The sequence below is a fragment of the Gulosibacter chungangensis genome (assembly GCF_008831155.1).
Lineage (GTDB): Bacteria > Actinomycetota > Actinomycetes > Actinomycetales > Microbacteriaceae > Gulosibacter > Gulosibacter chungangensis.
The window spans coordinates 131,447-148,288 of record NZ_WBKB01000004.1; the positions used below are offsets into that span (position 1 = coordinate 131,447).

Genomic DNA, 16,842 nt, shown 5'->3' on the forward strand with positions numbered 1-16,842 from the left:
TCAATCTTCGAGGTTGCACGGTTGGCCACGACCTGACCGCACTTTTCCCAACACTCGACACTCGGTGAGCGGTTTGGGACCATAGAGGTACCGTGATCCGCGAAGGGTGCAGGCCCCTTCGCCAGGGTGTCACGGGTTATGGCGGCAACTCGGTGAGGAGATCAACATGCGCTATTTCATGTCATGGCATATCCGGGAATCGGAATTGCTTGCTCGGAGTCCCGCGTGGCGGGAAGAGGTGGCGGCTTTCCTCGCGGAATACGAGGATGAACTGTTCACCAATTCCGAGCTGGACTGGGTGGAAGTGCTGGACCCTGAATCGCAGGCGATCGTTGTCGGTCCCGGTGCGGAAGTGCGCGAGGGGTTCTACAACGAAGGCGGCAAGCCCTCGGCACGGGTCTGGGCGATTCGCGTGGCCAACCGCGAGCGTGCCGTCGAGATCGCCAGCAAATTTGCCGGGCAGCTCGACACCTGGATTGAAGTGCGCGAGTGTCTGCCTGGCGCGCAACGTCCATAGCTGCTGCCCCTGAGCTACTGCCCGGCGCGAGTATCCGCGCCTACCACCCTTCACTACTGCCCGCGCCTACCGCCCGAAGAGCTTGGCGAAGAATCCACTGGCAGGCTCGTTCTCGTGGCCGACACAACGATCGGCTATCGGGACTCCACGCATGACCTGATCGACGTGCTGACCGCATCCGGACCAGGTGACTTTGCCGCACTTGCGGCAGGTAATTGCTTGGCACATTTTGGGGTTTCCTATCTGATAGTGGCGATGCGAATGGGCGTTTAGGCGAGTGAAAGAAAGAGTTTCTCGAGTTCCGCGGTGGTCAGGCCGTCTTCGAGTTCGGCCGCTTCATCGGGGTCTACGAGGCAGTACTGCATGGCGTTCGCGATGATTGCGAACCCAGCTCGGTCGAGGGCGGTAGAGACTGCCGAGAGTTGGGTGACCACGTCACGGCATTTGCCACCGGTTTCCACGGCATTGATGACCGCATCCAACTGACCGCGGGCACGCTTGAGGCGGTTAAGGATTTTGCGTTGTGTTTCGGCGTCGGCGGTTCGCATGGGATGACCTTTCTCGCGTTGCGCCCGGGGCAGAGATTTGAGCTCCTGGGCGGGAAATGAAGTCGGTGGGAATCGAAACTACTGGTTCACGGTCGCTCGTTCTTGGTGCCAGGTGGACCAGCCGTTATAGCTACCGTCCAGCTCAACAATGTCGTATCCGGCGCGTCGCAGCGCGCTTGCCGCGATCGAGTTTCGTACTCCCGACTGACAGTAGGTCACGATTGTGCCGGCCTTGGGAAGCTGGTCTAGGTGCCACAGCACGCGGCCAGCGCTGAGCTGTTGCGAGCCTGGAATGTGGCCCTGCGCGTGCTCAGTCTTATTGCGCACATCCAGCAGGAGAGTCTTGTCAAGAGCCGCCAAATCTTCCGCCGAAACGACCGTAGGGGTGGTGAGTGGCAGACCCGCCATGCTGGTCACGTAACCGATGACGTTGTCGATCCCGACCCGCAGCAGATGGTCACGGGTCGCCTGCGCGCTGTGTTGATCGGGTGTGAAGAGGATGAGCGGTGTCGGGTCGCGTTCGGGGTCAACCACCCAGCTCCCATAGGTTGCAGCTTTGGCTGGCCCGGGGATATTGAGCGAGTCGACGACGGTACCCGCATGCGCGTGGTGATGATGCCTCGTGTCAACGAACACCGCCTCCCGACTGATGACCTGACGGATCACCTCAGGTTGACTCAGCTCCACTAGCGGTGCCAGGTCACCGAGGATCGCCGGGCCTTCCTTATTCTGTCGCTTCATTCGACCGAAGTAGGCGTGTGCATCCGGTTGTCCCTCGAGGAGCTCCGCGACGAATCCCTCTTCGTCGTCATTGGCAAGGTAAGTCGACCACCACGCGAAGAGGCGTTCGTAACCGACCGTGGTCGAGGGCACAGCGCCGAGGGCTTTACCGCAGGCACTTCCTGAGCCGTGGCCGGGGTAGACCTGCACGTGGTCTGGTAGCTGTAGGAAGAAGTCACGCAGACTCGCGAAGAGTTGCTTGGCACCCACAAAACGGGTGTCGATTCCGCCCGCCGCCTCATCGAGCAGATCTGGGCGCCCGAGATCACCGGCGAATACGAAATCACCGGAGATGAGATAACCGGGCTCATCGCTAAAGGCCCCGTCGGTAACGAGAAAGGCGAGGTGTTCCGGTGTGTGGCCGGGTGTGTGGCGAGCTTCGACGCTGAGCTTACCGATCTCGATTCGATCACCGTCGTGAAGACGCCGGGCCTCGAAACCGTATTGCCAGTCCTCGCCGCCTTCGCCCGAGACATAGATCTCGGCGCCGGTGGCGCGCGCGAGTTCGCGCGTGCCGGAGAGATAGTCAGCGTGGATGTGGGTCTCGGTCACGGCGACAATACGCATCCCGTGCTTGCTCGCGAGTGCGAGGTATTCGTTGATGTCGCGGCGGGCATCGATGACGATTGCCTCGCCCGTGGCCTGGCAGCCGATGAAATATCCGGCTTGAGCGAGATCTTCGTCGTAGAGGCGTTCAAGGAGCATTGTGATTCCTCCGGAAAGTTATGGCGACAAATTGCCGTTGGTGAAGAGTGTGGCATATACCCCCGGGGGTATGCAAGAGTGGGATGCATAAGCGGATTGAGTCCGGAGTCGCAGTTCGGGAGAAAGGGGGCGACGTGGTAACTTGGGTGCAGGAACATGGCGCAATTCGAGGTGCCGGTTCGAGAGAATTTCTGGTGAAGGTGGGGGCGCAGTCGGATGAGCACTCAGCTGCATAGTCGCAAGCAAGCGGTCTCCACTCGCGTACCCCGGGGCCCATTCGACACTCCCGTCGATAGCCCGCTCGATCGATTCATGCGGGCGCTGTTGCGGGTCGAATTGGTCGAATCAAAGGACGACACCGGTGCCCAGCGTGCGTTCCAGACATCACTGGTGATTTCTGGGGTGCGATGCATCATCACGTACCTTTTGGTGCCGATTGTGATTCCCGTAGTGAGTGTTGCCGGGCTATTTGTGGCCCCATTGAGCATTGCGCTGTGCGTGTTTGCCGCGGTGAGCGGGACAATTAGCCTGCGTCGGTTTTGGCGTTCCAATCACCGAGGACGTTGGATGTACACCGGCTTCATGTTTTTCGTGTATCTCGTGCTCGCGTTCGCGATTGTGACTGACGTTCTCAAGCTGATTGGGTAGGTGTGAGGGATATGACCTCGAATAACGGTGCTCTTGAAGATCGCTCGATCGATGACTCAGAGCTGGATGAATCACCCGAAAACCTCCCGAAACGCGCTTGGTTAACACTCGTCCTCTTCGCCGCATTTGTCGTTGGCACGAGCGGTTGCATGATCAATCTCTTCCTGCGCTAAACAGAGCGCCCCGTCTCGCGAAATCGTGCAGACGTGGTTCTGCGTGTACTTCGCATTAAGCCCAACGCGTCATTGTTCCGCGAAACAGCGCGGTAAATTACTGGGCTTGGTACATTTGCGGCGACAGGAACGATTTCGATTCGTCAATCGATGCCCACACAATGGGCCGCATTCACGAATGGAATTGCTGAGGGGTGAATATGCGCAAGTTGGGTCGAGTCCTCATGGCCTCACTGCTCGGAGGCATACTCGTCGCTTCCGGAAGCCACATTGCAACTGCGGAAACCACTCCGCCCGACTTGCCCTTTGACCCGCACGAATACGGCGACGGTCAGTGGCTTGGTATGCCCCCACACGCTCGTTGTGATGTGAGCGGCAGTGGCTCTGTGCCGCTTGTGGTGAGCCTCGACGAGAACTGGACCGGCGCCACGGAAATCGAGATTAACGCGACCGCATCGGATGCGGATTCGGCAACTGCCGATTCCGTGATCTGGAGCACCACGGTGTCGGTCGAGCCCGGCTCATGGGAATCGATTGACGTGCCCGTCGATGAACGGGGACTGCGCATCTGGGTCTCGGAGGAAGGGCTCAGCTATCAGGGCAATATTTCGACCACCTGCCAGACCGCCCCAATTCCTCCCAGCCAAGACAAGAACTCCATCACGATCCCCGAGGCTGAAGACCTGCGGTATTTCGTCGCCCCGGTTTCAATGGACGGGCGCACCGTGGAAGGGAAGTGGGATCCGGTGAACTTCACGGGGTTCTACCTTGGTGATGAACGGCTCGACGAGTATTCGGAGCCTGTCACGGGCCAGATCGCGATTCCTGAAGGCGGCTTGCAAGTGATCGCCACGGGCCTGTATTCGACCAAGGTCGAATACGACTGGACCGAAGAAGTTACGTCCACATGGGCATTTGTCTATGACTCCGATCCGGCGATTCCGCAAACCCCTACCGCACCGACGCAGAATGGTAATTCGGTGCTGATCCCCGCATCCGAGACCTTCACCTACGTCACCGGCAGCGGCGACGCCTTAGCCTCCGGAACCGTGGAGTTGACCGCCGACCTCGTCGTCACCGCAAAACCAAGCAGCGGGGTTACCGTGGCCGAGGGCGCGACGACCACCTGGGCATTTAGCTATACCACTGACGCCGAACCCACACGGCCGCCGACCACTCCACCCGCAATGACTGGCCCCTCTGCTGCTGACCTGACTGCCGAATCTCGCGGCCACACGCAGGCACCAACTGAGGCAATGCCCGGGGACTCGATCTTGGTGACCGTCGGCGACGCATTCGCCGGTCAGAGCGTGGTGGTGGTCATGTTCTCCACGCCACGTGAGCTGGGTACCTATCTCGTCGCCGAAAACGGCACAATTCGAGTGCAGCTGCCCGATGTGGTGGAGGCGGGCGAGCACCGTCTGGCGATCTATGACGGCCTGGGCAGTGTGCTGGGGTGGGATCCGATTTCGATCAAGCACACCAACATCTCGACCACACAAAATGAGTCCATGAGCGATCCGCTAGGGATATCGGGAGTGAATATCCCGTTTAGCACGATACTCATGGCCGTGCTGCTGCTCGGCGCGGGTGCGGTGGCGTTCGTGCTGCAACGACGTCGCGATCATGAGCCCACGGAGGGCGTCGAATAGGCGTGCAGCGCGCAATCAGTAGCCGCAGCGATTCGCGGCGACGATCCTAGACTTCCTCGATGCGCTCCATGGCCGAATCGAGGACGGCGATCACTTCGCCGCGCTGATTCTCCAGCACGGTTTCAAATCGGCGCACATCGGCACTCTCGGAAATCATGGTGCAGGTGGCGGTGAGGAGATCCCCTTGATGGGCGAGCGTCTGATAGTGAATCGTGGCAGACTCGGTCAGCCATTGGGCGCCCGGCTCGAGCGCATTTGCCGTGATCCCAGCCGCGCTATCGAGGATGGTGTACAGGACGCCACCGTGGGCCACACCCACACCGTTGACGTCGCTCTGGTCAATTTTCTGTGAGATTACGAGTGCGTCTGCGCTCACGGAAACGAGGGTGATGCCGCGAACGGCCGCGACCCAGTCGCTGCGCATGACCTGTTCGACATTACCGCGCTGTAATTCAACGGTCGCGCCTTCGCCCCGGTGTGCATCCACTGCCATCGCCTACCCATCTGTTCTATGGCTCAACTGGCCATTCTATTCGCGACCAGGAACGCTGTCTCACCCCGGCGAGGGAAACTTCCTGCGCACCACTGCAACTGCGCGATGATGTTTCTTCTTCGACACGCCCGTGGTTGCTACGCTCAGACAGGAAAATCTCAACCCAACCTGGTCCTCGATCCGCTCCGTGACCGACGACTGAGCCGTGGGACAACAGAAGGATGCGCGCGTGGTCAACAACCGTGACTGGAATAGCTCGAACCAGTATTCACCGGGTGACGGCAGTGGCTCACACGGCGGAGACCAACACGGCGGTGACCCACACAGTGGCAGCTCACACGGTGTTGCCTCACACGGTGTTGCCTCACACGGCGGTCAAGAGGTTTATGGTGGCGGCGACTACTACGGCCAGGACGGAGCGCAGCATATGCCGCCGCTACCGCAACTGCCACAGGAGGCGCAGCCGGAACAGTCGGACGCGGCATTCCTTGGCTTTGATGAGGCCGCGCAGCCAGAGGACACGCCACCAGAGGACACGAAAAAGCGCCGGGGGATTATCTGGGTGGTGGCGATCCTTGCGGTCCTCCTACTCGGTGCGGGTGGTGCGTGGTTGGTGTTCTTCAACAACGCCACCGAGGCGGCCGATACAGTGTTCAATTTTGACAGTCAGCAGCGGGGTCCGGCAGCCACCGAAAGCTCGGGGATTGAAATTCCATTGGTGGACAACCCGAGTGAAACGGTTCGTGAGTACGTCACGGCGATCGCCGAGGGTGACGCTTCAGGAGCGGGGGCCTATGTGGACCCCGGGGCGCCCTTGGCATCCGGGGATGCACTATCCATTGCGGCCCTCGAGAGCGCGCAGTCGCGCATTAGCGTTCTGTCAGTGGAACTCATCGAGGAGCAGGGTGGCAGCGCGAATGTACTGGCGACTTTGTCGCTCGAAGGTGAGCAGTTTGAACATGTATTCGCACTGAACTTGGTGAACACCGATGCGGATGGCAAGACAACGAAGACCTGGAGCATCAGCGAACCGCTAGTGTCGGCGATTAGCGTTTCAGCGACGGGGCTAGAAACCGTGAGCATTGGTGAGCAGGAGGTCGGGATCGATCCGAATGGCGGCTCGCAGCTTGTCTACGTGTATCCGGGAGTGTATAGCGTCACCGCGAATGCTGGGGAGTATTTTTCGGTCTCCGGAGGCAATCAAAAGGTCAGCGTGACCACTCCCGACAGTACGAGCGCGACGGTCCATTTCTCCGCGGCTCCGAATGCCGCATTTGAACAGGCGGTGCTCTCGCAAGTGCAAGATCGCGTGAGCCTGTGCACCGAAGTACCCGGCAACATGGATGAGGAGTGTCCGTCGATTACTCGCAACACGCAGCTTGAGGAACTGACGGTGATGCAGTCGCCAGCGGGCTTCGACAGTATTTCCGCGACCTCGTTCGTGTCGAGCCGCGGGGAGATCGGGGTGGTGGATACTCCCACATCAGGGAACCCGAAACCTTCGCAACGCACTTCGCTTTTTAACGTGTATGGCGACATTTCTATCGTCAACGGGTACCCAGAGATCTCGAATGTCCATTCTTATTAGGTGAACCTCACTCAGAAATGCGTGGCCTGCATCAGGGGTTTTGTTGTTCAGCGCAAACACTTTCGCATTTGCCCGGCGTAATTATGTCAATGTGTTCCCGGAGGTGAAGCACAATTGATTGCCTTACTAGATTGCCCAATTAATAACCGGTAAATTGCGCGTATATCCAACGATATTGGTATTTAAGTCACCTTAAGTAAACAGGGTCGGGGCTGCGTATCAGTATATTAGCGAGTTGGATGCGCTCTGCGACTATGTTCGATTCGGCTAACTAAAGCGTTGCGCGCAGATTAAACGAACCTGGCACTTTCCTAGGTAATGTTGGGGCAACATCCCAACGACGGGAATCAGTATTAGCCGAGTGATCGGCAGTTTTTTAGTTGATCACCGAGGGGGCTTGAGTTCGATGTGCCCAAAACTTGCTGTTCAGCGGGAATCGCAACTAGAACTCGCTTTCGGCGCTCTTGCACGATCTGCGTCACAAATCTTGATCGATGTTGGTGCGTGGTTTATCGCAATCCTGGCAGTGCAACTATTGGTCGGTAATTTCGTAGTAAGCAATATCTCAGCTATCGCTGTGCTTTCTATGTCGCTGACAGTTGGCCTGTTGCAATTTAGCCTTGGATGGCTCTCTTGCCTCTACCGCGGTCGATATCGATACGGATCGTTTGAAGAGGTTCGACTGCTTGGATTCGTAGGGGTTTCAGCTGGTATCGGACTATCCGTGCTGGTAATGGTCGCTTCCGATTGGTTCAGCGCACCGCGCAGTTCGGGATTCCTCGCCATCCCTTGTGGACTGCTCATCATGTTGGGGATCCGTTACCTGCGCCGACTCACCCTCGAAGAGCGGAAGACTCCGCGTAGTAGCGGAAAGATCACTCTCGTCTATGGTGCAGGAGAGCTCGGTGCCATGCTCATTCGTCGCATGCACACCGATAAACAGACTGAGTATCGGCCCGTTGGCTTGATCGATGACGATCCGCAGAAACAGCATCTGCGACTCGAGGGCGTCAAAGTGCTCGGCACAATTGACCAACTCGCACAGATCGCAGCACGAACCGGAGCTACCCACGTAGTTGTAGCGTTCTACGGTGCTGAAGCTGAACAGCTGCGCCGCTTGTAGCAGCAAGTCGACCCGTTAGGGCTGCGGGTAAAAGTCATGCCCACGGTGAATTCGATGCTCGATGCCGGGCTGAATACCGTGGACCTTCGCGATATTTCCATTGAGGACCTTCTCGGACGAATCCCGAATGATACCCGCGTTGAGAACGTAGCCGGGTACTTGCTGGGTAAACGTGTGCTGGTGACGGGAGCCGGAGGGTCGATTGGTTCCGAGCTTTGTGCCCAAATTGCAAAGTTCAACCCGGCAGAACTGATCATGCTAGATCGAGACGAAACGAACTTACAGCAAACTGCGATCTCAATTCGTGGCAATGGGCTGCTTACCACTGACGACGTGGTGCTGGCAGATATCCGTGATGCCGAAGCCCTCATCGACATTTTTCGCGCTCGTCGACCGGAAGTCGTCTTTCACACCGCGGCGCTCAAGCACCTGCCGATGCTCGAGCAGTACCCCGACGGGGGTGGAAAACCAACGTACTGGGCACTAGGAATGTGCTCGAAGCAGCACGACGGGCCAACGTCGAAACATTCATCAGTATTTCCACCGACAAAGCCGCGAATCCGTCCAGCGTGCTTGGCTATTCAAAGCGATTGGCGGAGCGATTGACCGCTTGGTACGGCAGTGTGACGCATCAGCGGTATCTGTCAGTTCGATTCGGCAATGTCATCGGAAGTCGTGGTTCCATGCTTCCCACATTCACCCGCTTGATCCAAGAAGGTAAGCCTCTCACTGTCACGCATCCCGACGCGACGCGCTATTTCATGACGATTCCCGAAGCCTGTCAACTCGTAATGCAGGCCGGTGCGATCGGAGGAGCGGGCGAAGTGCTCATTCTCGATATGGGCGAACCGGTAAGTATTTTGGCCGTTGCACAGCGGATGATCGCAATGTCCGGCAAAAACATTGAGAGTGTGTTCACCGGGTTAAGACCTGGTGAGAAACTCCACGAGGACCTTGTGGAGAAAGGTGAAACCGTCCGAAGCCCTTTCCACCCAAAGATTGCGCACACCGAAAGTGGTGTCATGCCGCCCTCTGACTTGGACCACGGCGAGTGGCAGGCACTCATCAAGCACCACTCCGGTCCGGTTCCCCTCATGAGCGGGCAGCACGCACGAATTGGAGCGAGACAATGACCCTCAGCGAAGCCATCCGGGATGCGCTGTGGGCTGAACGGGACGGCGACCTCGCCCACGCAAACGGTGTCGCGGACTCCAAAGTGTACCTCTCGCCACCGGATATCGGGCTGCTCGAAGAGACCGCCGTGGTTCGTGCACTGCGCTCCGGCTGGGTGGCTCCCGCGGGGCCAGAGCTCGCGGCCTTTGAAGCAGAACTTGCCGCCCGCGTTGGCGTCGGGTAGGCCGTTGCGCTCAGTTCGGGAACAGCAGCGTTGCACTTGGGCTTGCTCGCGTTGGGTGTTGAACCTGGGGATGTGGTCATCACGTCAACGCTGACATTCGCAGCGACCGCCAACTCGATTGTGTACGCCGGTGCCGAACCCTATTTCATTGATGTCGATCCTGCGACTGGCAATCTCGATCCCGAACTACTGGCATGCGCCCTTACGGAGTTGGGCTCGAATGGTGAACGAATCGGCGCAATCATCCCGGTGGACCTCCTCGGCAAAGCCGCGAACTACACGAAAATTGAACGACTAGCCCAAAGATTTCAAGTGCCAATACTCGCGGATGCCGCCGAATCGCTCGGCGCAAGCCACCGCGGGCGGGCAGCGGGTAGCTTCGGACGCGCCTCGATCGTGTCCTTCAACGGGAACAAGATCATGACCACCTCGGGCGGTGGGATGCTGTTGAGCCGTGAGCGCGAGGTTATCGACAATGCGCGTTACCTGTCGACTCAAGCGCGCCAGCCCGTGCGGCACTACGAACACGTCGACATCGGCTTTAACTATCGACTCAGCAACATACTCGCGGCGCTTGGGCGGGCGCAGCTTTCCCGGCTTGACGAAATGATTGCCAGACGCCGTGACATTCGCGACCGCTACCGGGAGCTCTTTGCTGCCGTTCCCGGTGTGCAGATTTTTGGCGGTGAGTATGACCGCGAAGATAACTGCTGGCTCACCGCGATCCTCGTAGACCCCGAAATCACCGGCTGGACTGCCATTGACCTGTGCGAGGCGCTGGATGCCGAAGGCATCGAGAGTCGCCCGCTTTGGAAACCCATGCACCTCCAACCGATTTTCGCAGATGCTCGAGGCAACATCTCCGGCGCCGCACAGCGGCTGTATGAAACCGGTTTGACCTTGCCGAGCGGCTCGGCAATGACACAAACGCAATTCGAGCGGGTCTTGGAACGTCTGCGTGCGTTTGTCGACCGTGCGGGAAGGCCATGAGGGGAGCACGATCGACTCTCGCGGAGAGTTTGCTAGGATGTTGAAGTCCCTCGCGCGCCGCGAGGTTGAGGGCAATGGGAGCGGTTCCTCACAAAACACACTGCCTTCCCACTCACTGCACGCAGTATCGATCCGCGAATCTCAGGAGATTCGATGCGGACCGGTAATTGTCGTGTCGCCAATACCGGTCCGAAAGGAATGCACACCGGGTCGCTCACGCGGGCAAGCATCACGACTGTGACAGGACAGCCGTTTGCGAAGCGATCCAGGTTAGTCACCTCATCGTTAGTACTCGCAGAAAGGGTCCCCTTGTCGATAGCGTCGTCACCTCAGCGTCGCATCCGCCACATCCTGTGGTTCCGTAGCCGCCGCCTCATTTTTAACGTTCACACTTAGCGACGCTTTCAATCTGAACTATTTCGGTCGTCACTCTCGACCGGATTTGGACCAGACTTGAAAGCGAGATAACTAGGTGGAGCACCTTCAAACTCTCTCGGGTCCCGTCGTGGTGACCCTCATACTGCTGTTTTTTGGCGCGAGCCTCTACATGTCCATCCGCATCTCCAAGAAGCAGGAGAACGCCGATGGGTATATGACCGGTGGCGGGCGGATCGGATACGGCATATCGGCCGCATCAATGACCGCAACCTGGATCTGGGCCGCATCGATGTACGCTTCGGCAACCTCCGGCTATACCTACGGGGTCTCCGGGCCCATCCACTACGGTCTGTGGGGTGCGCTGATGATCCTGCTGATCTATCCCTTTGGGCGGCGCATCCGCAAGGTGGCACCTCGCGCACACACCATTGCTGAGGTGATGTTTGCCCGTCACGGCCGTGCGAGTCAACTCATGCTGGCCGGGTCGAACATCCTCGGGAGCATCATTAGCCTCACCTCCAACCTGATTGCCGGCGGTGCGCTCGTGTCGATGCTCTCGCCGTTCACCTTTAGCCAGGGCATCATCGCGATCGCAGCGGGTGTGCTGCTATACACCCTGTGGTCCGGTTTCCGGGCTTCCGTGCTGACCGACTTCATGCAGGTCATCCTGATGCTCGGTGCCGTAATCATCATCATCCCGGTCGTCTTCTTCATGGCTGGTGGACCGGACCTGTTCGTGACCGGTAAAGACAACCTCACGCCGCAACAGCAGGACTTCTTCTCTTCGGATGCCTTCTTCAATCAGGGTGCGCCCTATATTGCTGCTGTGCTCGCATACGCGATTGGTAACCAGACGATCGCGCAGCGACTGTTCGCGGTACAAGAGAAATACATTAAGAAGACCTTCATAACGGCCACGATTGGTTATGGGGCGACGATTATCGGTATTGGGATGCTCGGTGTTATTGCACTGTACGCCGGCGTGGAGCCGATGGGCGGTGACGTCAACAACCTGATTCCGCAGATGGCCGCAACCTATCTGCCGCCGATCCTGCTCTGCGCGTTTTTCGTGATGATTATCGGTTCGCTGTCCTCGACGGCGGATGCGGACCTCACCGCACTCGCGTCGATCATGATGGCGGACATTTACGGGCAGAACATTGCCGGGAAGAAGTACGCGAACCCTCGCGTGATGATCTGGGTCGGTCGCATCACCATGATCGTGGCGATTGCGACAGGACTATATTTCGCTGGCTCGCAATTGAACATCCTGGACCTGCTGGTATTTGTCGGTGCGCTATGGGGTGCGTTGGTCTTCCCAGTGATCGCGAGCTTCTATTGGAACCGCGTCACGAACGTGGCTTTCACCACCGCGGTACTTGCGGCGATGGCCTTCTTCCTGCCGGTTCGCTTCGAGTGGATTCCGCTGGTTGGTCCGTTCGCTGTCGTGACCGACATCCTGGCAACCCTCGGCATCGGGGTCGTGCTTGGGCTCATGCTGTTCGGATTCATCGGCAAACGCTGGTCGATCATCATCGGCGTTGCCACGACCATCATCGCTGCTCCCTTTGCCATCGGCTTCCTGCACACCTATCCGGTGCTCTCGGGGTCGCTCATCGCGTACTCAGTGTCGACCATTGTCTGTGTGGCGATCACGTTGGCTTCGAAGAAGGAACCCTTCGACTTTGCTCTCATCGCCAAGCGCACCGGTGACTTTGATGAGGCGGAGGACACCGACGCAATCAACACCGTTGCCGAGGCCGAAGCAGTTATCGAAGCCAGCGAATCCAGAACGGAAACCTTCGAAGGGAGGGCATAGTGGAAACCATCCTCATGACGGCATACGTGCTCGTGTGGCCAGTAATTGTGCTCGGCACGCTCGGGGTCATCGTGCGTGCGTTTGTGACCGACTGGTGGAAAGCCAGGAAGGAAGGCCGCGACATTATTTAGCGGCTGCAGGCTCACCTGAAAGCAGAATCACGAAGAGCGTCGTTCTCAACCAAGAGTCCGGCGCTCTTCGTCTTGTTGGGGTTTTGTGAACGAGGTTCATTAGGGGAATAATTCAACGGCACGCATGTTGATTTGTAATAGACACCCCCCTAGCAAATGAGGAATCATGGCCGAACCGGCAATCTCAGGTGACCCGATCACGATTGATATTTGGACGGACGTGGTGTGCCCGTGGTGCTATGTGGGGGAGGCCCGACTCCAGGAAGCCATCAAGGCTGAAGGGCTCGAAGATCGGGTGCAGATTCAGGCGCACTCCTTCGAACTCGACCCGAGCGCCCCAAAGATGGCTAGCGCGCAGAGCAATGTCGACCACCTCGTAAAGAAGCTCGGCCGCTCCGAAGCGCAAATCCGCGAGATGGAAGAGCAGATCAAGCAGCTTGCCGCCGAGGTCGACATGCCCTACGCGGTGGATCGACCAATGGCAAACACCCGTGCGATTCACCGACTCCTGCAGGCAGCGACCGAGAAGGGTCAAGGTAATGAACTCTTCCGCACGCTGCAGGGCGGTTACTTCTCGGGGCAGCTCGACGTCTTCGACGAGGATGTGCTCGTTGCCGAGGCCGCCAAAGTCGGGCTTGCGGAAGAAGAAGCGCGCGCAGCGCTCGCCGAGACGAGCAAATTCGATGAAGCCGTGCAGGTTGATATCGGTCGTGCGCGGCAGCTTGGCGTGACCGGCGTGCCGTACATGCTCTTCAACCACAAGTACGCCGCACCCGGGGCACTGCCGCTGGATGCGTACCGCAGCGCACTGCGGACGCTCGCGAACATGGATGCTGAAGGAGGTAACGCCGATGCCTAACGCTCAAGAGCGCACACAGCCGGACGCTGCGGTCGACTCGGGCGGTGCGGATACCGAGCCCATCACACTCGTGCAGACAGGGGATACCCTCGGATCAATTTTCGGGATGCTCGATCCGGCCACGATTTCGAGCTGTAGTGCCGACGGAACCTGCAACTAGCATCCGCAGTGATAAGCCCCGTTTCGGGCGCGTGAAATAGCGCTTCTGAAACGGGGTTTATGCGTTGCCACAGACACTGAGCGCCCCGTGAGGATCTCCTCGATAGGCTGCTTGCCGAGGCGAGCGGTACCGTAGCCGCAATCGCCCGGAAAGGTGTCCCGTGCGCGCAGTAGTGATCGAGGCCAAGGGTGAGCAAGCCCGCATCGTTGAGGGTGATGAGGTGGAGTTGCTCGCCGCAGTTGCCGAAGACGCCACGGTCGAGCTCGACGTGAGCTATTCGAGCTATAACTACAAGGACGGAATGGCGATCGCCGGCCGTGGCATTCTGCGAAACTTCCCGGCAATTCCGGGTATCGACATCGTCGGGGTAGTGACGAAGTCGGGGTCGAGTGACTGGTCAGTAGGTGATGAGGTCGTACTCAACGGTGACGGCATCGGGGAGTTGCTGCCCGGTGGATTTGCGACGCGGGCCCGGGTACGGCCGGATGCGCTGGTGCGGCTCCCGATGGGAATCAGCGCGCACCGCGCGGCAGCCATTGGCACGGCGGGGTTCACCGCGATGATCGCGGCGTTAAAGCTTGAAGACGGGGGAGTGCGCCCCGAAGACGGCGATGTACTCGTGACGGGCGCAGCTGGCGGGGTCGGCTCGATTGCGATCGCTGTGCTGGCAAGCGCCGGCTTTCGCGTGATTGCCTCCAGCGGCCGAAAGGATGCGCAAGGGGACTACCTGCGCTGGCTCGGCGCATCCGAAGTAATCGACAGGCGGGAGCTCTCCGAGGAGATCGCGAAGCCGCTCCAATCAGAACGCTGGGCGGGGGCAATCGACTCGGTGGGAAGCACCACGCTCGTGAATGTGCTCGCACAAACGAAATACGACGGCGTGGTTGCCGCGTGTGGTCTCGCGCAGGGTCCGGACCTACTCGGAACAGTGCTGCCGTACATCCTTCGCGGGGTGACGCTCACCGGAGCCAATTCGGTGAATGCCCCTCGGGAATTGCGTGAGCGTGCGTGGGCTGCGCTCGCGGAACGACTGGACCTCGAGAAACTGGATGCGCTTACACAGACCATCGGCTTGGCCGAAACGAATCCGTACGCCTCGCAGATCCTCGCGGGACAGGTGCGTGGACGCACCGTCGTGGACGTCAACGCCTAAGTGCCGTTGGAACGCTAGGGCCATTGGGCGTGAAAATGCCCTTGGGCGATGGTCTGCACCACCGCACCAAGGGCACGCTAGATAAGAGCCGGAGCTAGGCGGCCCCGGAGCTAGGCGGCCCCGGAACTAGGCGGCCCCGGAACTAGGCAGAGAGTGCATCCGCGGCCGTGGTCGACGGACGACCAATCAGGTCCTGCAGATCGGTGCTCTCGGAGTAGAGGGCACCTTCGGCGATGATCGGGTCCATACCGGCGAACATTGCGGCCATGTCGGCAGGCATGCCGAAGCCCTCAAGCGTAGCCGTGTACTCATCAACCGACTGGTCCTCGTAGGTGACTTCCTTGCCGAGTACCTGCCCCGCTGCCTCCGCAATCTCCGGGTAGGTAAGCGCCGGGGCACCGGCGAGTTCGTATACCTTGCCAGCCTGGTTTTCGCTGGCGATAACGACTGCGGCTGCTTCTGCATAGTCGCGACGGGCCGCGCCCGATACCTTGGCGTCGCCAGCGGCACCGAAGAACTTGCCGACGGCCTTACCCGAGTCGAGCGCCGACGCAAAGTTCTCCCAGTACCAGCCGTTGCGCAGCACGGCGTGGTCAATGCCGCTTTCCGTGAGCAGCTTCTCGGTGCCAGCGTGCTCGGGTGCGAGGCCGAGCTTCGAGGAGTCGAGGTTGAGCAGGCTCGTGTACGCGATGAACTTCACCCCGGCGGCCTTTGCCGCGTTGATGATGTTGGTGTGCTGTACCAGTCGCTGGCCCACTTCGCTGCCCGAGACGAGCACGAGGCGATCGACGCCTTCGAGTGCTGCGGTCAGTGCTGCCTCGTCTTCATACGATGCAACGCCGAGCGTGATGCCCTTCGCGGCGAGATCCGCAGCCTTCTGCTCGTTGCGGACGATCGCAACGAGATCGGCGGCGGCGACGCCACGCTCGAGGAGGGAATCGATGACGAGACCGCCAAGGTGGCCGGTAGCTCCGGTAACTGCAATGCGCATTGGGTTCCTCTTTCGGTTGGCTTCAATTGCAAGCGTTGAAAAAGTAAAGCACTAACAAATAGTTAGCGCAAGTCTTTCGTAAGTACTATCAGCTCACTATGATGGAAGCATGTCCAGCAAAAGCGAAGAGCCTGCCGTACCACTGAGTGCGGATGTCTTTTCGAGCGCCTGTGATTCCCGGGCGGTCTTGCAACACCTCACCGGTCGCTGGGGTGCGCTGACCGTTGCGGCGCTCAAATTGGGGGATGGCCCGATGCGCTTTGGGGAGATCCGTCGCCGGGTGCAGGGGATCAGCGACCGGATGCTGTCCCAAACCCTGGGGCAGCTCGAGCGCGACGGCATGGTCGAACGCACCGTCCACAGCAATATTCCGCCGAATGTCGACTACGCATTGACTCCGCTCGGGCTGAAGATTGCCGAGCCAATGCTCGCGCTCATTGGACTCTTGGAAGCAGAACTGCCACAGGTGCTTGCCGCGCAACAGACCTTCGACGAGGCGTCCCCGACCGAATAGCCGGGCTCCCGATCTCGAAAAACGCCAAGCCCACAACGGTAGAATTTTCCGGCGACTCAACCGCCGCATCCACCGAACATTGGTGCCCTATGAGCGAGTCAACGATCGACCGCGAGGAAGCTCGGACCGGTGCGGTGCGCGCCACGCGAGGGTTCCGCCTTTTTCTGCACGTGCTCGTGAACACCGCGCTCGCCAACGTGACGACGAGCTTTCTATGATTCGCGCTTACGTTTTGGATTTATGCGGAGACGCGCAATGTCATA

The 16,842-nt window shown here is 59.2% G+C and carries 19 protein-coding genes and 2 pseudogenes; 17 read left to right on the forward strand and 4 right to left on the reverse strand.

Annotation, left to right across the window (positions count from 1 at the left end; translation table 11 throughout):
- The first annotated feature begins 166 nt into the window (after positions 1 to 166).
- Positions 167 to 517, forward strand: a complete 351-nt coding sequence (locus F8O05_RS07810) for a YciI family protein (RefSeq protein ID WP_158052188.1) — start codon at positions 167 to 169, stop codon at positions 515 to 517.
- Positions 518 to 631: 114 nt separating this feature from the next.
- Positions 632 to 790: a hypothetical protein gene (locus tag F8O05_RS14775; protein ID WP_192497087.1), complete on the forward strand. Its 159-nt coding sequence runs from the start codon at positions 632 to 634 to the stop codon at positions 788 to 790.
- Here F8O05_RS14775 and F8O05_RS07815 read toward each other — a convergent pair.
- Together F8O05_RS07815 and F8O05_RS07820 are read right to left on the reverse strand one after the other, a co-directional pair.
- Complete coding sequence (locus F8O05_RS07815; protein ID WP_158052189.1) at positions 787 to 1,065, reverse strand: metal-sensitive transcriptional regulator; 279 nt, start codon at positions 1,063 to 1,065, stop codon at positions 787 to 789. The two genes, F8O05_RS14775 and F8O05_RS07815, sit on opposite strands and share 4 nt — an antisense overlap.
- A gap of 78 nt (positions 1,066 to 1,143) precedes the next feature.
- Complete coding sequence (locus F8O05_RS07820; protein ID WP_158052190.1) at positions 1,144 to 2,550, reverse strand: MBL fold metallo-hydrolase; 1,407 nt, start codon at positions 2,548 to 2,550, stop codon at positions 1,144 to 1,146.
- Positions 2,551 to 2,766: 216 nt separating this feature from the next.
- On the opposite strand from F8O05_RS07820, the gene F8O05_RS07825 reads away from it, so the two are divergent.
- The 3 genes from F8O05_RS07825 (at position 2,767) to F8O05_RS07830 (ending at position 5,023) form a co-directional block, all read left to right on the forward strand.
- On the forward strand, positions 2,767 to 3,198 hold the full coding sequence (locus F8O05_RS07825; RefSeq protein ID WP_158052191.1) for a hypothetical protein: 432 nt from the start codon (positions 2,767 to 2,769) through the stop codon (positions 3,196 to 3,198).
- 11 nt (positions 3,199 to 3,209) lie between these two features.
- A complete protein-coding gene (locus tag F8O05_RS14780) occupies positions 3,210 to 3,371 on the forward strand; it encodes a hypothetical protein (protein ID WP_192497088.1) in 162 nt (53 codons plus the stop codon).
- A gap of 200 nt (positions 3,372 to 3,571) precedes the next feature.
- Complete coding sequence (locus tag F8O05_RS07830; RefSeq protein ID WP_158052192.1) at positions 3,572 to 5,023, forward strand: hypothetical protein; 1,452 nt, start codon at positions 3,572 to 3,574, stop codon at positions 5,021 to 5,023.
- 46 nt (positions 5,024 to 5,069) lie between these two features.
- Here the strand turns inward: F8O05_RS07830 and F8O05_RS07835 are convergent, their stop codons facing one another.
- Positions 5,070 to 5,510: a PaaI family thioesterase gene (locus F8O05_RS07835; RefSeq protein ID WP_192497089.1), complete on the reverse strand. Its 441-nt coding sequence runs from the start codon at positions 5,508 to 5,510 to the stop codon at positions 5,070 to 5,072.
- Positions 5,511 to 5,721: 211 nt separating this feature from the next.
- Between F8O05_RS07835 and F8O05_RS07840 the strand changes: the two genes are divergently transcribed.
- From F8O05_RS07840 to F8O05_RS07865, 10 genes and pseudogenes are all read left to right on the forward strand, one after another.
- Positions 5,722 to 7,104 (forward strand): hypothetical protein, encoded by a 1,383-nt coding sequence (locus tag F8O05_RS07840; RefSeq protein WP_158052194.1) that lies wholly within the window; start codon positions 5,722 to 5,724, stop codon positions 7,102 to 7,104.
- A 361-nt stretch (positions 7,105 to 7,465) separates the two neighbouring features.
- The gene (locus tag F8O05_RS14990) at positions 7,466 to 8,227 is read left to right on the forward strand and encodes a nucleoside-diphosphate sugar epimerase/dehydratase (protein ID WP_225735795.1); all 762 of its coding nucleotides are present in this window, start codon (positions 7,466 to 7,468) and stop codon (positions 8,225 to 8,227) included.
- A gap of 54 nt (positions 8,228 to 8,281) precedes the next feature.
- A pseudogene (locus F8O05_RS14995) lies at positions 8,282 to 9,360 on the forward strand (UDP-N-acetylglucosamine 4,6-dehydratase family protein).
- A complete protein-coding gene (locus F8O05_RS15225; RefSeq protein WP_318655813.1) occupies positions 9,357 to 9,584 on the forward strand; it encodes a hypothetical protein in 228 nt (75 codons plus the stop codon). The pseudogene F8O05_RS14995 and the gene F8O05_RS15225 overlap by 4 nt, the downstream one beginning before the upstream one ends.
- Positions 9,585 to 9,596: 12 nt before the next feature.
- A pseudogene (locus F8O05_RS07850) lies at positions 9,597 to 10,574 on the forward strand (DegT/DnrJ/EryC1/StrS family aminotransferase); the annotation flags it as partial.
- 547 nt (positions 10,575 to 11,121) lie between these two features.
- Entirely contained in the window at positions 11,122 to 12,771 is a 1,650-nt protein-coding gene (locus F8O05_RS07855; protein ID WP_192497101.1) for a sodium:solute symporter family protein, read from the forward strand.
- On the forward strand, positions 12,771 to 12,902 hold the full coding sequence (locus F8O05_RS15000; RefSeq protein WP_225735796.1) for a putative transporter small subunit: 132 nt from the start codon (positions 12,771 to 12,773) through the stop codon (positions 12,900 to 12,902). The genes F8O05_RS07855 and F8O05_RS15000 overlap by 1 nt, the downstream gene beginning before the upstream one ends.
- Before the next feature lie 166 nt (positions 12,903 to 13,068).
- Positions 13,069 to 13,761 (forward strand): DsbA family oxidoreductase, encoded by a 693-nt coding sequence (locus F8O05_RS07860; protein ID WP_158052196.1) that lies wholly within the window; start codon positions 13,069 to 13,071, stop codon positions 13,759 to 13,761.
- On the forward strand, positions 13,754 to 13,921 hold the full coding sequence (locus F8O05_RS14785; protein ID WP_192497090.1) for a hypothetical protein: 168 nt from the start codon (positions 13,754 to 13,756) through the stop codon (positions 13,919 to 13,921). The genes F8O05_RS07860 and F8O05_RS14785 overlap by 8 nt, the downstream gene beginning before the upstream one ends.
- Before the next feature lie 160 nt (positions 13,922 to 14,081).
- Positions 14,082 to 15,074, forward strand: coding sequence for an MDR family oxidoreductase (locus tag F8O05_RS07865; protein ID WP_158052197.1), 993 nt, complete (start codon positions 14,082 to 14,084; stop codon positions 15,072 to 15,074).
- A 142-nt stretch (positions 15,075 to 15,216) separates the two neighbouring features.
- On the opposite strand, the gene F8O05_RS07870 is transcribed toward F8O05_RS07865, so the two are convergent.
- Positions 15,217 to 16,065, reverse strand: coding sequence for an SDR family oxidoreductase (locus F8O05_RS07870; protein WP_158052198.1), 849 nt, complete (start codon positions 16,063 to 16,065; stop codon positions 15,217 to 15,219).
- A gap of 109 nt (positions 16,066 to 16,174) precedes the next feature.
- Here F8O05_RS07870 and F8O05_RS07875 point away from each other — a divergent pair, with 109 nt between their 5' ends.
- Positions 16,175 to 16,579, forward strand: a complete 405-nt coding sequence (locus F8O05_RS07875; protein ID WP_158052199.1) for a winged helix-turn-helix transcriptional regulator — start codon at positions 16,175 to 16,177, stop codon at positions 16,577 to 16,579.
- Between the two features lie 89 nt (positions 16,580 to 16,668).
- Positions 16,669 to 16,797 (forward strand): hypothetical protein, encoded by a 129-nt coding sequence (locus F8O05_RS15230; RefSeq protein WP_318655814.1) that lies wholly within the window; start codon positions 16,669 to 16,671, stop codon positions 16,795 to 16,797.
- The last annotated feature ends 45 nt before the right edge of the window (positions 16,798 to 16,842 follow it).

Bases quoted from the DNA above. Each gene is read 5' to 3' on its own strand.
- F8O05_RS07815 (WP_158052189.1), bottom strand. From the start codon at position 1,065: ATGCGAACCGCCGACGCCGAAACACAACGCAAAATCCTTAACCGCCTC.
- F8O05_RS07810 (WP_158052188.1), top strand. From the start codon at position 167: ATGCGCTATTTCATGTCATGGCATATCCGGGAATCGGAATTGCTTGCT.
- F8O05_RS07875 (WP_158052199.1), top strand. From the start codon at position 16,175: ATGTCCAGCAAAAGCGAAGAGCCTGCCGTACCACTGAGTGCGGATGTC.
- F8O05_RS07855 (WP_192497101.1), top strand. From the start codon at position 11,122: ATGTCCATCCGCATCTCCAAGAAGCAGGAGAACGCCGATGGGTATATG.
- F8O05_RS07820 (WP_158052190.1), bottom strand. From the start codon at position 2,550: ATGCTCCTTGAACGCCTCTACGACGAAGATCTCGCTCAAGCCGGATAT.
- F8O05_RS15225 (WP_318655813.1), top strand. From the start codon at position 9,357: ATGACCCTCAGCGAAGCCATCCGGGATGCGCTGTGGGCTGAACGGGAC.
- F8O05_RS07830 (WP_158052192.1), top strand. From the start codon at position 3,572: ATGCGCAAGTTGGGTCGAGTCCTCATGGCCTCACTGCTCGGAGGCATA.
- F8O05_RS15230 (WP_318655814.1), top strand. From the start codon at position 16,669: ATGAGCGAGTCAACGATCGACCGCGAGGAAGCTCGGACCGGTGCGGTG.
- F8O05_RS07825 (WP_158052191.1), top strand. From the start codon at position 2,767: ATGAGCACTCAGCTGCATAGTCGCAAGCAAGCGGTCTCCACTCGCGTA.
- F8O05_RS14785 (WP_192497090.1), top strand. From the start codon at position 13,754: ATGCCTAACGCTCAAGAGCGCACACAGCCGGACGCTGCGGTCGACTCG.
- F8O05_RS07860 (WP_158052196.1), top strand. From the start codon at position 13,069: ATGGCCGAACCGGCAATCTCAGGTGACCCGATCACGATTGATATTTGG.
- F8O05_RS14780 (WP_192497088.1), top strand. From the start codon at position 3,210: ATGACCTCGAATAACGGTGCTCTTGAAGATCGCTCGATCGATGACTCA.
- F8O05_RS07870 (WP_158052198.1), bottom strand. From the start codon at position 16,065: ATGCGCATTGCAGTTACCGGAGCTACCGGCCACCTTGGCGGTCTCGTC.